Source organism: Rhizobium sp. BK060 (genome assembly GCF_014193145.1).
Classification (GTDB): Bacteria; Pseudomonadota; Alphaproteobacteria; order Rhizobiales; family Rhizobiaceae; genus Rhizobium.
Genome location: NZ_JACHYW010000007.1, coordinates 22,998 through 36,439, shown reverse-complemented (window position 1 = coordinate 36,439; position 13,442 = coordinate 22,998). Strand labels below are relative to the sequence as shown.

Genomic DNA, 13,442 nt, shown 5'->3' with positions numbered 1-13,442 from the left:
AAAAGGCCGGAACCGGGAACCCGGCCAATGACAGTCTGCGCGCTTCGAATGGCAAGGGAAGAGACAGCATGATGAAATTCGTATTGACCGTATCGTGCCGCTCGACGCGTGGGATCGTTGCGGCGATCTCGAACTATCTGGCCAATCAGGGCTGCAACATCGTCGACAGTTCGCAGTTCGACGATCTCGATACCGGCAAGTTCTTCATGCGGGTGAGCTTCCTCTCCGAGGAAGGTGTGGGGCACGAGACACTGATCGACGGCTTCAAGCCGATCGCCGGCAAGTTCGAGATGGAGGCTGAGATCCACGATGCCCACAAGCGCATGAAGGTGCTTTTGATGGTGTCGCGTTTTGGCCATTGCCTCAACGACCTGCTGTATCGCTGGAAGATCGGTGCGCTGCCGATCGACATCGTCGGCGTGGTCTCCAATCATTTCGACTATCAGAAGGTGGTCGTCAATCACGACATTCCCTTCCACCACATCAAGGTGACGAAGGACAACAAGCCGCAGGCCGAAGCGCAACTGCTGGAGCTCGTCGAGCAGACCGGCACCGAACTGATCGTGCTCGCCCGCTATATGCAGGTGCTGTCGGACGCGCTCTGCAAGAAGATGTCGGGCCGGATCATCAACATCCACCATTCCTTCCTGCCGAGCTTCAAGGGGGCCAACCCCTACAAGCAGGCCTATGAGCGTGGTGTGAAGCTGATTGGCGCCACGGCGCATTATGTAACCGCCGACCTCGATGAAGGCCCGATCATCGAGCAGGATACGGCGCGCATCACCCACGCCCAAAGCGCCGACGATTACGTATCCATCGGCCGCGACGTCGAGAGCCAGGTGCTGGCGCGTGCCATCCATGCGCATATCCACTACCGCACCTTCCTCAACGGCAACCGCACCATCGTCTTCCCAGCCAGCCCGGGAAGCTATGCTTCTGAGCGCATGGGGTGAGCGATGGGCAAGGTCATCGACGGCAAGCAGGTGGCGGCTTCGGTCATTGATGCGGTAAAGACGGCAACGTCGGCGCTGGAAAAGGAGACGGGTGTGAAGACGGGCCTTGCCGTCGTCATCGTCGGCGACGATCCGGCCAGCCACACCTATGTGAATTCCAAGAGCAAGATGGCCAAGGAGTGCGGCTTCACCTCGATCCAGCACACGTTGCCGGCGGAGACGACGCAAGGCGAGCTTGCTGGCCTCGTGCGGTCGCTGAACGTAGACCCGTCCATCCATGGCATCCTGGTGCAGCTGCCGCTGCCGAAGGATCTGGATGCCGATGCGGTCATCCAGTCGATCCGGCCGGAGAAGGACGTCGATGGTCTGCATGTGGTCAATGCCGGCAAGCTTGCGACCGGCGATCTCGCAACCGGCCTGATCTCCTGCACGCCGGCCGGCGCCATGCTTCTCGTGCGCTCCATCAATGGCGAGGACCTGTCGGGGCTGAATGCCGTCGTCATCGGCCGCTCCAACCTGTTCGGCAAGCCGATGGCGCAATTGCTGCTCCATGCCAATGCGACGGTGGCCATGGCGCATTCGCGCACGAAGGATCTGGCGACCGTGGCACGCGGCGCCGATATCCTGGTGGCTGCGGTCGGCCGTCCGGAGATGGTCAAGGCCGACTGGATCAAACCGGGCGCGACGGTCATCGATGTCGGTATCAACCGCATTGCCGCACCCGAGCGGGGCGAGGGCAAGAGCCGGCTGGTGGGCGATGTCGCCTATGTGGAAGCCTCGGATGTTGCCGCTGCGATCACGCCGGTGCCGGGCGGTGTCGGACCGATGACGATTGCCATGCTGATGGCCAATACCGTCGTTGCCGCCCATCGCGCCGCAGGAAGGCCGCCGCCGAGGTTTTGAGGGAAAATCCGTCTAAACGACGACAAAAACCATTCGGGTCGACTTGCCAAGACACGAAAGCCGATTATAGTCAGGAAATAATTATTCCATAGAAGAAAATGAGGGAACGAAATGACGTTATCTTGGCGTTTTTCCGCCTTGGCGGACCGACATCGCGCTCTGGGCTCGAAGCTTGAGGACTGGAGCGGAATGGGCACCGCCTGGACCTACAATAAGGACATGTCCGAAGAGCATGTCGCGGTCCGGACAAAAGCCGGCATCATGGACGTTTCGGGGCTGAAAAAGGTTCATCTCGTCGGCCCGCATGCCATCGCCGTCCTCGACTACATAACCACCCGCGACATGACGAAGATCTATCCCGGCCGCTCGGTCTATGCCGCGATGTTGAATGACCGCGGCCATTTCACAGACGATTGCATTGTCTATCGCACTGGCCCGAATTCCTGGATGCTGGTGCATGGCTCGGGCTCCGGCCACGAAGAGATCGTCAAGCAGGCGGCAGGTCGCAATTGCGCCGTGCTTTTCGACGACGACCTGCACGATCTTTCGCTGCAGGGGCCGGTCGCGGTCGATTATCTCGCCAAATATGTACCTGGCATTCGCGATCTCAAATATTTCCACCATATGCAGACCACGCTCTTTGGCGCGCCTGTGATGATCTCGCGCACCGGCTATACCGGCGAGCGCGGTTATGAAATCTTCGTGCGCGGTCAGGATGCCGTCATGGTCTGGGACCGGATCGTCGCCGAAGGCGAAGATATGGGAATTATTCCTTGCTGCTTCAGCGTCCTCGACATGCTGCGCGTCGAAAGTTATCTGCTCTTTTATCCCTACGACAATTCTCAGATGTATCCCTTTGCCGATCAGCCGCCAGGCGACAGCCTTTGGGAACTCGGCCTCGACTTCACGGTCAGCCCCGGCAAGACCGGCTTCCGCGGCGCTGAGGAACATGCGCGCCTGAAAGGGAAGGAACGCTTCAAGATTTTCGGCATGCTGATCGATGCCGACGGCCCCGCCGACCTCGGCGACGAGGTCTTTGCCGACGGAAAGAAGGTCGGTGTCATCACCTGCACGAGCTATTCCACGCTGACCAGGAAATCCATGGCAATCGCCCGTCTCGACGTCGATAAGGCCGTGCAGGGCACAAAGCTCGAGGTTCGTGGCAAGAACGTCAAAGCCGGTGCAATTGCGCACACGCTGCCATTCGACGATCCGGAAAAAAAGAAGCGGACCGCGATCGGTTAGGGAGCGCGCCATGCTTGTTGAAGGCATTAAGAGCCGACCCGTCTACAGGGGCCTGATCATCCAGCCAACGGCACGCAAGCATATTTTCGCTCTGGAAGGCGAGGGCGCGCTGGCTCTTATCGAGCAGCAGGCTGCGCTTGACGAAACGGGACTTGCTCGCAGCGAAGTCCTCTATGTTGCGCGCGGCTCGCAGGGCAAGGGCCATGATGAGATCCTGCGCAGGCTCGGCGTCGATATGTTCTTCGCAGCGCCGACGATTGCGACGCTGCTCTTTCGCCTCAAAGGTTCGCTCGCCACCGCCCGTATGGGCACGCGACTTTATATTGCCGGCACCGAAGGCTTTATCGGCCAGGCAATGATGGTGGCGCTTGATTACGGCATGGACCATGCCTCGATCATGACGGAGCATCGTGGCTCGCTGGCGCGTCGCGTGCAGTGCGTCCACTGCAAGGGCATTAGCGAGGATGTCACCCACAGCCCCTTTGCCTGCGGTCACTGCGGGCTTCCGCTCTTGGTGCGCGACCATTATTCGCGCCGGCTCGGAGCCTTTCAGGGGGTCAACATCGATGCGGAAGAGCCGGGCAGCGCCCCTGATCCGGAGGAGTTGTTCCTATGAGCGGTGGTACTGAAATTCCCGTCCGTGTGACGAAGGTGACGCCGATCGCGCATCGGATCAAACGCTTCCGCTTCGAACGCCTCGATGGCAAGCCGATGCCTTATTTCTCCGGCGGTGCGCACGTGATCGTCTCGATGAACGACGAGGGGCATATCAGACGCAACGCTTATTCGCTGATGTCGCCGCCGCATGATTGCTCGGGCTATGAGGTCAGCGTGCTGCATGTGGAGGATTCGCGCGGCGGCTCCAGCTTCATGCATGAGAAGGTCAGCGAAGGCCACGAGCTCAGGGTGAGCTATCCAGTCAACCTCTTCCAGCCGGATTGGCGTGGACGCAAGCATCTGCTGATTGCCGGCGGCATCGGCATTACGCCCTTCATCGCCATGATGGAGCAGTTTTCCCGCGAGGGTGCCAATTTCGAGCTGCATTATGCGGTGCGTTCGCTCGATCGCGGAGCCTATTGCCAGGACCTCGTCGCGCGCTATGGCGCGCAGCGGGTGAAGATCTATTGCGACGCCGATCGCAATTTTATTCCCGTTGCCCGCCTGCTCGAGAGCCAGCCGCTCGGTACGCATCTCTATGTCTGCGGCCCGGCCGGCATGATCGATGGCGTGCTAAGGACGGGTCTGGAGGCCGGCTGGCCAGAGCAGAACCTGCATTCTGAACGTTTCCTCTCCTCAAGACCCGGCAAGCCGTTCTCGATCAAACTGACGCGCTCCGGCAAGACGGTGCATGTCGGCCATCACGAGAGCATGCTGGACGCCATCGAGGCGGCGGGTGTCGACGCGCCCTTCCTCTGTCGCGGCGGAGCCTGCGGACAGTGCGAGACGGTGGTTGCCGCCTGCGAGGGCAAGCTTTTGCACCACGACGTCTATCTGACCGATGAAGAAAAGGCTTCCGGCCGCAAGGTGATGATCTGTGTCTCCCGCTTCGAGGGAAACACGCTGCATCTCGACCTCTAGGCATCGGGCCGAACCAGGAGAACGGACATGGCAATCGCCTTCAAGCAGGAAACCTTCCGGGACGATTTCAGCTACCGGAACAGTCCGGAAAACATCCGGCGCTTTCCGTTCCCCTTCGATCGCGACGAGTACATGTATTCCGTCAACATGGAACCGCATGTGAAGGGGCAGGCGGGCACCGTCTACGAAAGCCTGATCGATGTCGATGAGCATTATGTCGCCGAGATGCACGATCGGGCGCTGGTGCTGAAGGAAGATCCGCTGCGCTATCAGGCGCTGCCGCATATGATGACGGCGCAATGGGATACGCTGGAGCTGCTGATGGAAGAGCAGGCCGCCGGTTACCCCGAGCATTTCACGCTGATCAAGAACGGCGACCAGTGGCGCTGGATCAACCGGCCGCTCGGCATCGACGATAGCTTCACCTTCGGCGATGCTTCAACGCTGCCCTACGAGCCCTTCGAATACATAACCCGCCAGGCCCAGGGTGACTTCTGCATCGTCGACCAGCGCGACGGCAACCTGTGGATGGATGCCGGCATGGTGACGACGCAGGCCGACTGGTCGCTTGATTTCGACATCGGCATGAATTTCATGGAATGGCACGGGCCGGTGCCGCTTGCCCATCAGATCGGCGTCTTCGACCGCGCGCTGAAGTTCCTCCTGAACCTACAGCAGGGCAAGCCGACGCGGCGCTTCAACTGGACGATGACCATCAATCCCCGCCTCGATACCAGTCCTGAGAACTATCCCAAATGGGGTCCTGACCGCACGACCGTGACGCCAGCGAATGTCGGCGAGAAGGTGCATCTGCGCGTCGAGTTGCAGAGCCTTTGGCGTCTGCCGCGTTCGAACGCCATTCTCTTCGTCATCCGCTGCTATCTGATGAACATGAACGAGCTCGTGACCGTGCCGAAGTGGGCGCGCCGCTTTCCGCGCGTGCTACGCACCCTGCCGCCGGAACTCATCGACTACAAGGGCCTGACGCGCTACCGCCAGACGACGATCGACTGGCTTTCGACATATGACGACGGGGCTCCCACAAGCCCCGGCATCTTCCCGGATTGATCCCGGCCGCCGCGCCAAATGACTGCATGCGATAAGAACTTCGATAGAATCGAGAAGGGGAATGCTTCATGACAAGAGTTGCCGTTATCGGTGCCGGACCATCGGGGCTCGCTCAATTGCGGGCCTTCCAATCGGCTGCCAAGAAGGGTGCCGACATTCCGCAAGTCGTGTGCTTCGAAAAGCAGTCGGACTGGGGAGGGCTTTGGAATTATACTTGGCGCACCGGCCTCGACGAATATGGTGAGCCGGTTCACGGCAGCATGTATCGTTACCTCTGGTCGAACGGCCCGAAGGAATGCCTGGAATTTGCCGATTATTCGTTCGAGGAACATTTCGGCAAGCCGATCGCCTCCTATCCGCCGCGCGCCGTGCTGTGGGACTATATCAAGGGCCGCGTCGAGAAGGCGGATGTGCGCAAATGGGTCCGCTTCAGCACGCCGGTACGCATGGTGCGTTTCGACGAGGACAAGAAGAAATTCACGGTAACAGCGCACGACCGCGTCGAAGACCGCATGTATGACGAGGAATTCGACTATGTCGTCGTCGCCACCGGGCACTTCTCGACGCCGAACGTTCCCTATTTCGAGGGTGTGAAGACCTTCAACGGCCGTGTGCTGCATGCCCATGACTTCCGCGATGCGCTGGAATTCAAGGGCAAGGACATCCTCATCGTCGGCCGCAGCTATTCGGCCGAAGACATTGGCTCGCAATGCTGGAAATACGGCGCCAAATCGGTGACCACGAGCTACCGCTCGAAGCCGATGGGCTTCAAATGGCCGGAGAATTTCGAGGAACGGCCGCTACTGACCAAGCTCGAAAACAAGACCGCTTATTTCCTCGATGGTTCGAGCAAGCAGGTCGATGCGTTGATCCTGTGCACCGGATACCAGCACCATTTTCCTTTCCTGCCGGACGAGTTGCGCCTGAAGACCGCCAACCGGCTGTGGGCCGACGGTCTCTACAAAGGCGTGATCTTCGACAAGAATCCGCAGCTCTTCTATATCGGCATGCAGGACCAGTTTTACACCTTCAACATGTTCGACGTGCAGGCCTGGTGGGCGCGCGATGTCATGATGGGCCGCATCGAGCTGCCGCCGGAAGAGGAACTGAAGGCGAATTTCGATATGTGGCGTGCCCGCGAGGAGACGCTGGAAGATGCCGAGCAGATGATCTGGTATCAGGGCGACTATGTGAAGGAGCTGCTTGCCGAGACCGACTATCCGAGCTTTGACATCGAAGGCACGAACAAGACCTTCATGGAGTGGGAGCACCACAAGGCGGAAAACATCATGGGTTTCCGCGACCATGCCTATCGCTCACTGATGACCGGCAATCTGTCGCCGAAGCATCACACGCCCTGGGTCGAAGCGCTCGACGACTCGATGGAGGAATATCTGCGTAACTGAGGATCTCGTAAGACTTCATAACCGGAAAGGGCCGTTCGTCGCGGCCCTTTCCGGTGTGTTTGAAACAAGACAAAGCACCTTGATCTGCAACTCTTTTTCTTCGGGCATGGTCTTCATGGATTTCCAAACGAGCGTTCTCGGCCGCATGAGCGGCTTTCTCTATCGTTGCCGCGCCGATGAGAACTATACGATGCTGGAAATGACCGATGGCATCGAGCGCGTCTTCGGCTATCGCGCCGACGAGATCATCGGCAACCGCACGCGGACCTTCACCTCCATCATGTGCGAGGAGGACGTGCCGATCATGGACGAGGTTGTCGGCAAGGCGTTGGAGAACCGCACCGACTGGACGATGGAATATCGGATACGCCACAGTGACGGTCATTTCATCTGGGTCACGGAGACTGGCGGCGGCGTATGGGATGAAGCGGGCGCGCTGCTCTATCTCGAAGGCAGCATCATCAATATCGAATCGCTCTATCGGCGTATCGACGAACAGACCGCGGATATGCGGGTCACCGCCTCCAAGACCGGCGAAATTCTGCAGTCTCTGCGCTACCTGAAATTGCTTGCGGTCAATGCCGGCATAGAGGCGGCAAGAGCCGGAACGGCTGGGTCCGGCTTTGCCGTGCTGGCGGCGGAGATGCGCTCTCTCGCCAACTCTTCGGAGGAGGCCGCACGGGCGATCTCGAATGCGCAGCGCAAAACGGAGTAGCCGATTAGGACCGCGGCCGCGTCTTTTGCGGATCGTAGTGTGAGAGCGGCACGATGACGGCCGGCAAGCGTTTCTGCTGGCCGTCGAGCTTGCCAATCTCAACCGCGGTGCCGACGCCTGCATGAGTCACGTCGATGCGGGCAAGCGCGATCATCTTGGCGAGGATCGGCGAGCGTGTGGCGCTGGTGACGACGCCGACCTGTGCTCGGCCGATATGAACACAATCGCCATGGTCGACCGCTTCATTGGCCTGGACATCTAGTCCGACCAGAAGGTGGCGTGGGTTCTCCTTGCGGCGGATAAGTGCGTCGCGGCCGATGAAATCATCCTGCTTGGATTTCAGCGGCACGGTGAAGCCGATGCCGGCCTCGAAGGGATCCGTCTGGTCGGTGAATTCGTGATGGGCGAAGATCAGTCCCGCCTCGATGCGAACCATGTCGAGTGCTTCGAGACCCATGGGCTTCAGACCGTGCGGTTGCCCCGCCTGCCAGACGGCATCGAAGACGGTCAAAGCATCCTTGGGATGGCAGAAAATCTCGTAGCCGAGCTCACCGGTGTAACCCGTGCGCGAGACGACGACGGGAGCGCCCTCGAAGTCGCCGATGCGGCCAACGGCGAAGCGGAACCATTCCAGTTCGCCGATCGTCGGCTGGCGCGGCGCCGTCCAGATGATCTCCTTCAGGATGTCGCGGCTCTTAGGTCCCTGCACGGCGATATTGTGCATCTGGTCGGTCGATGAGCGTACCCAGGCCTTGAAACCCTTCTTCTCAGCCTGCTCGCGCAGCCAGATGCCGCTGTAGTCGTCGCCGCCGATCCAGCGGAAATTCTTGTCGCCGAGCCGGAAGAGCGTGCCGTCGTCGATCATGCCGCCGTTTTCATAGCACATGGCTGAATAGACGACCTGGCCGGTCGATAGCTTGCGGACATCGCGTGTCAGGCAATATTGCAGCAGCTCTTCGGCATCCGGCCCCGTCACCTCGAACTTGCGAAGTGGCGAGAGATCGATGACGGCAGCATGTTCACGGCAGGCCCAATATTCCTCGACCGGGCCTTCGGCGGCAAAGCGGTTCGGCAGCCAGTAGCCGCGATATTCGGTGTAATCCCGCGTCAGTGCGCAGAGGCGAGGGTGGAACGCGGTTTCGCGCGTCAGTTCGGCGTCGGCGTCAGGGGTCATGCGATAGGCTACCGCTCGTGAGAATTTCTCTTTTCCGGAAAAGGTGCGGACGTGAATATCCGTCGGATCCCAGCCATTCGCCGCGTCGATATCGTCGGGGCAGGAGGAGGAGACGCAGACGAGATCGGTCAGCGCCCGCATCAGTACATAGTCGCCCGGCCGCGACCACGGTTCGTCGAGATAGAGCTGATTATTGTGGTCGATATTGGTGTTGTAGAAGTAGTTGAGCGCTTCCCAGCCCTTGCGGCCGGCAATGCCATAGGGCGCCAGCGCCGCGTTGAAGTTGTCGGTGCAATTGACGTGGCCAGGATAGCCCATATCGTCATAATAACGGGAATTGCAGGCGGTCGCGAAGGCGTCGTGACGCCCGACCGTATCCTGCACGATCTCCACCAGCGGTTCGAAGTCGCGATCGAAGGCTTTCGAGGGCAGGCCGGGCGCGGGATAGCTGCGGCCGAGCAGAGTGCGGGTGATGGTGGCATCGAGCGCGAGATCCAACCCCTTGTCCACCTTGCGGGCAGCAAAGGCCTGGAAGTCGGTGCACTGCCGGCCGTAGACGTCGATGATCTGGATGAATTCGCCGGCGCGCACGAAGTAGGCGGACGCCGTGGCCGCCCTGATACGGATATCCTCGATTGGGTCTGCCAGCGGTTCCGGCAGGGCGGAGGCATAGTCGCGGATGAATTGGCTGCGCCGAATTCTAATCTCGATCGGCGTCGTGGTGTCCTGTGCCTCCGGTGACATGGCATCGCCCGGTGCCGTGACGATCAACAGGCCTGTCAGCGCAATCGTGAACTCGGCCGTGCTGCCGGCAGGCGATGCCGTTCCAAGGATACGAAGAGCCCCGGCTTTCGAGAGATCGGCGCCACGGCGTTGCAATGCTGCGCGGGTTCTTGCCGCGCTCTCGTCGTCGGAAGAGAGGATGGATTTCAGCCCTTCCGCAGCATCGGTGAAGGCCGTTCCCAAGCCGGCGGCCTGGAACTTGCCCGTCGTATCGAGGAAGGACAGTTCGCAGGCCTGTCCGCCCTCGCTGTCGGTCACCGTGATATGATCACCGGGCTCGACGCGCATAACGAGCGATCCGCCACCCTTGCAGCGGTAGCGTTCTGTATTCGGCGGCAATGTCGTGATGCCCGGATAGCGGATCATGCTCGCCGAAGGGGGCCGCACTCCGGCGATCGTCGGATGGAGATCTCGCATGCAATCCTCTCGGCGGAACGATGTGCCTCCCGGCACTCGGATCATGCTGACAAAACGCCTCCCGAAAGTAAAGGGATGTTGACTAAAAAGAAAATATATTTACTTTCTATAAAGGGCCTAGACTGGAAATCCGCGTGCAGACGCGGCTCACGAAAACCTCCAGCAAGCCCGAAATGCCATGGGAGGCACGTTCAAGGAGACGTACGAAAGTTACGTTCGGAACAAAAACGGGGAACTTCATCGATGACTGATATTGTGGACGCCGGCGTTTCCGCTGGCACCGAAGGTAAGCTTATACGCGCGCTCGACTGGAAGGGCGCGTTCTGGGTTGCTGCGGGCGTGCCGCCGCTCGTTCTTTTCTCCATCGGCGGTATCGCCGGAACAACGGGCAAGCTCGCCTTCGCCGTGTGGATCATCTCGATGATCATGGGATTTCTGCAATCTTTCACCTACGCGGAAATTGCTGGCATGTTTGCCAACAAGTCCGGCGGCGCCTCCGTCTACGGTGCGACTGCCTGGTTGCGCTATTCGAAGTTCATCGCGCCACTCTCGGTCTGGTGCAATTGGTTTGCCTGGTCGCCGGTGCTGTCACTGGGTTGTGCCATCGCAGCCGGCTATATTCTCAATGCCTTTTTCCCGATCCCGGCGGCGGACTCGCAGGCCGTCGTCACCTGGATCAGCGCGCATGCCACGTCTATAGCGGCCGATAGCCCGCGCGTTGCTGAATATATTGCAGCTCACGCCGGCACGTCGCCACAGGATGCTGTAAGCACGTTGCTCAGCGCCGATGGCGTTGCCGCGCTGACGCCAGCCATCCGCAACTGGTCTCTCGTCAGCTTCAACATTCCATTCCTCGCGACCGCCAACATCAACGCCACCTTCTTCATTGGTGGGATCCTGATGCTGATCATCTTCGCGATCCAGCATCGCGGCATTTCTGAGACGGCAAGTGTGCAGAAGTGGCTCGCGATCATCGTTCTCGTGCCGTTGCTGATCATCGGTGTCTATCCGATCGTCAGCGGCCAGATCATTGCCTCCAACGTCACCGGCCTCGTGCCGCCGACAGCCGCCTATGCCGGTACCGACGGTATCTGGAGCAATGGTGGCTGGACGCTCTTCCTCGGCGGCCTCTATATCGCTGCCTGGTCGACCTATGGTTTTGAGACCGCCGTCTGCTATACGCGCGAGCTCAAGAATCCGAAGACCGACACGTTCAAGGCGATTTTCTATTCCGGTCTTGCCTGCTGCCTGTTCTTCTTCCTCGTGCCCTTCGCCTTCCAGGGCGTGCTCGGCCATGCCGGCATGTTGGCGCCGGGCATCGTAGATGGCACCGGTGTAGGCGAAGCGCTCGGTGGCCTGATCGGCGCCGGCAGGATCGTCACGCAGCTGCTCGTCATCCTGATGATCCTGGCGCTGTTCCTCGCGATCATGACCGCGATGGCCGGTTCCTCACGCACGCTCTATCAGGGCTCGAAGGACGGCTGGCTGCCGAAATATCTCGACCATGTGAACGAGAATGGCGCACCGACCAGGGCAATGTGGACGGACTTCGCCTTTAACCTCGCCCTTCTCGCCATTGCATCTGACACCAGCGGCTATTTCTTCGTGCTCGCCGTCTCCAACGTCGGCTACATCATCTTCAACTTCCTCAATCTCAATTCCGGCTGGATCCACCGCATCGACTCCGGCCATATCGGGCGTCCGTGGAAGGCGCCGACCTGGCTCATCGGCCTCAACACCGTTCTCGCTTTCGTCAATGCGCTCTTCCTCGGTGCCGGTGCCAAGGTCTGGGGTTACGCAAACGCGCTCTGGATCGGCTTCGCTTTCGCCGCGTTGATCCTGCCGGTTTTCGCCTACAGGCACTATGTGCGCGACGGCGGCAAGTTCCCTGCCGGGGCGATGGAGGATCTGGGCCTGGTCGGATTGGATCTAGGTGTGAAGAAGGCAGGTATTCTGCCATATCTGGCGCTTGCCGGCGGCCTCGCAATCGTGCTGATCGCCAATTGGTTTTTCCAACTGCCAGGATAACGCAAGGCGAGGGCAGAACCAGCATCTTCCCGTCACTTGATTTATCCTCGGCAGTTGCGCATCTCGTAGATGGCCGGGCCCGGGGAGGATGGGGATCTTGCGCGAATGGTTGCCGGGGATGACCGCCCCGGCACCGGTCTGGGGAATGATCTGGTCAAGCATTGCTGTCATAAGCTTTATCGGGCGCCACAAAAGGGCCGGCGCCCCGGCAACTGCTTTTGTGCTGCCTGCACATCCAGTCAGCACGCTTACCAACGATCCAAGACCAGCAAGAGTTGGAGAATCTACACCAAGTGCAACATGGGCGTGTGAAGGGTAGGGGATTAGCCGCATTCACGCAAATGCGCCATGAAGACCTCCGCCGGTGTTTTGTAGCCCAAGCACTTTCTTGGCAGCGAATTCAGGTGATGAGCGAGGTCGACGAGCTGCTGCTGAGCGACATTGGACAGATCCGTATCGCCTGGCATGAAGCGTCGAATGCGCTTGTTGGTGTTCTCGACAGCGCCTTTTTGCCAGGGCGAATTGGGATCGCAGAACCAGCTTCTGGCGCCGATCCCATTTTCCAAAGCCCGAAAGCCGCGAAACTCGGTACCACGGTCGAAGGTGAAACTCTGGCGGGCGAAGGCCGGCAAAGGTGAGAACGCATCGATGATCTTGTCCATGATTGGCCGCGAGTGCCGGCTGCGGTTCTTGATCATCACCGTATAGCGGCTCTTGCGCTCGACGAGCGAGGTGACGTTGGTCTCTCCGAGTTCACGCCGGAAGATCAGGAGATCGCCCTCCCAATGCCAGAACTGTGAACGATCACCAATAAAATCCGGGCGTTGGGAGATTCTGTAGTCAAGCGGGATCAAGCCGTCGCGCGGCTTCTCGCGCGCCAGCGTCGGACCGAAATCCAGATAGCGCTCGCGGATCAGGTCCAGCGCCGCATTGCGAAACTCCTCGCTGTGGCGCCGGTTGCTCGGCTGCGTTCGCTTCTTCGAAACCAGGCCAGTTGGACCATCCCGGTCATAGGCCCGCAGCAGCCGATGGACCTGACTTCGACTGAGGTCGAGCAGTTCGGCAGCCTGGACGACGCTCAGGCGCTGATCACGGATCTTCTGAATGACGTCGAGGCGATGCAATTCTTTCTGCGACATGGTGATCATAAAGGACATGACGACTCCGACCGC

At 59.9% G+C, this 13,442-nt stretch carries 10 protein-coding genes and 2 pseudogenes; 9 read left to right on the top strand and 3 right to left on the bottom strand.

The window, feature by feature from the left end:
* Nucleotides 1-68 precede the first annotated feature (68 nt).
* The 8 genes from purU (at nt 69) to FHT71_RS32145 (ending at nt 7,868) form a co-directional block, all read left to right on the top strand.
* On the top strand, nt 69-953 hold the full coding sequence (gene purU / locus FHT71_RS09535) for a formyltetrahydrofolate deformylase (protein WP_132589734.1): 885 nt from the start codon (nt 69-71) through the stop codon (nt 951-953).
* Nucleotides 954-956: 3 nt separating this feature from the next.
* Nucleotides 957-1,856, top strand: coding sequence for a bifunctional methylenetetrahydrofolate dehydrogenase/methenyltetrahydrofolate cyclohydrolase FolD (gene folD, locus FHT71_RS09530; RefSeq protein ID WP_183719559.1), 900 nt, complete (start codon nt 957-959; stop codon nt 1,854-1,856).
* A 111-nt stretch (nt 1,857-1,967) separates the two neighbouring features.
* Nucleotides 1,968-3,101 carry an aminomethyltransferase family protein gene (locus FHT71_RS09525; RefSeq protein ID WP_183719557.1) on the top strand — a complete coding sequence of 378 codons (1,134 nt, stop codon included), beginning with the start codon at nt 1,968-1,970 and terminating at the stop codon, nt 3,099-3,101.
* 10 nt (nt 3,102-3,111) lie between these two features.
* Nucleotides 3,112-3,717, top strand: a complete 606-nt coding sequence (locus FHT71_RS09520; RefSeq protein ID WP_132589729.1) for a dimethylamine monooxygenase subunit DmmA family protein — start codon at nt 3,112-3,114, stop codon at nt 3,715-3,717.
* Nucleotides 3,714-4,679 (top strand): PDR/VanB family oxidoreductase, encoded by a 966-nt coding sequence (locus tag FHT71_RS09515; RefSeq protein ID WP_132589727.1) that lies wholly within the window; start codon nt 3,714-3,716, stop codon nt 4,677-4,679. Before FHT71_RS09520 ends, FHT71_RS09515 begins: the two co-directional genes overlap by 4 nt.
* Before the next feature lie 27 nt (nt 4,680-4,706).
* Nucleotides 4,707-5,747 carry a DUF3445 domain-containing protein gene (locus FHT71_RS09510; RefSeq protein WP_132589725.1) on the top strand — a complete coding sequence of 347 codons (1,041 nt, stop codon included), beginning with the start codon at nt 4,707-4,709 and terminating at the stop codon, nt 5,745-5,747.
* Between the two features lie 68 nt (nt 5,748-5,815).
* Nucleotides 5,816-7,153 (top strand): NAD(P)/FAD-dependent oxidoreductase, encoded by a 1,338-nt coding sequence (locus FHT71_RS09505; protein ID WP_183719555.1) that lies wholly within the window; start codon nt 5,816-5,818, stop codon nt 7,151-7,153.
* Between the two features lie 115 nt (nt 7,154-7,268).
* Nucleotides 7,269-7,868, top strand: coding sequence for a PAS domain-containing protein (locus FHT71_RS32145; RefSeq protein WP_183719553.1), 600 nt, complete (start codon nt 7,269-7,271; stop codon nt 7,866-7,868).
* A 4-nt stretch (nt 7,869-7,872) separates the two neighbouring features.
* Here the strand turns inward: FHT71_RS32145 and FHT71_RS09495 are convergent, their stop codons facing one another.
* Nucleotides 7,873-10,242: a DUF1989 domain-containing protein gene (locus FHT71_RS09495; protein WP_183719551.1), complete on the bottom strand. Its 2,370-nt coding sequence runs from the start codon at nt 10,240-10,242 to the stop codon at nt 7,873-7,875.
* A gap of 243 nt (nt 10,243-10,485) precedes the next feature.
* Between FHT71_RS09495 and FHT71_RS09490 the strand changes: the two genes are divergently transcribed.
* Nucleotides 10,486-12,270 carry an APC family permease gene (locus tag FHT71_RS09490; RefSeq protein ID WP_132589717.1) on the top strand — a complete coding sequence of 595 codons (1,785 nt, stop codon included), beginning with the start codon at nt 10,486-10,488 and terminating at the stop codon, nt 12,268-12,270.
* 323 nt (nt 12,271-12,593) lie between these two features.
* Here the strand turns inward: FHT71_RS09490 and FHT71_RS31515 are convergent.
* Together FHT71_RS31515 and FHT71_RS31510 are read right to left on the bottom strand one after the other, a co-directional pair.
* Nucleotides 12,594-13,076, bottom strand: a pseudogene (locus tag FHT71_RS31515) (IS30 family transposase); the annotation flags it as partial.
* A 21-nt stretch (nt 13,077-13,097) separates the two neighbouring features.
* Nucleotides 13,098-13,427 (bottom strand): annotated as a pseudogene (locus FHT71_RS31510) (helix-turn-helix domain-containing protein); the annotation flags it as partial.
* Nucleotides 13,428-13,442: the final 15 nt, after the last annotated feature.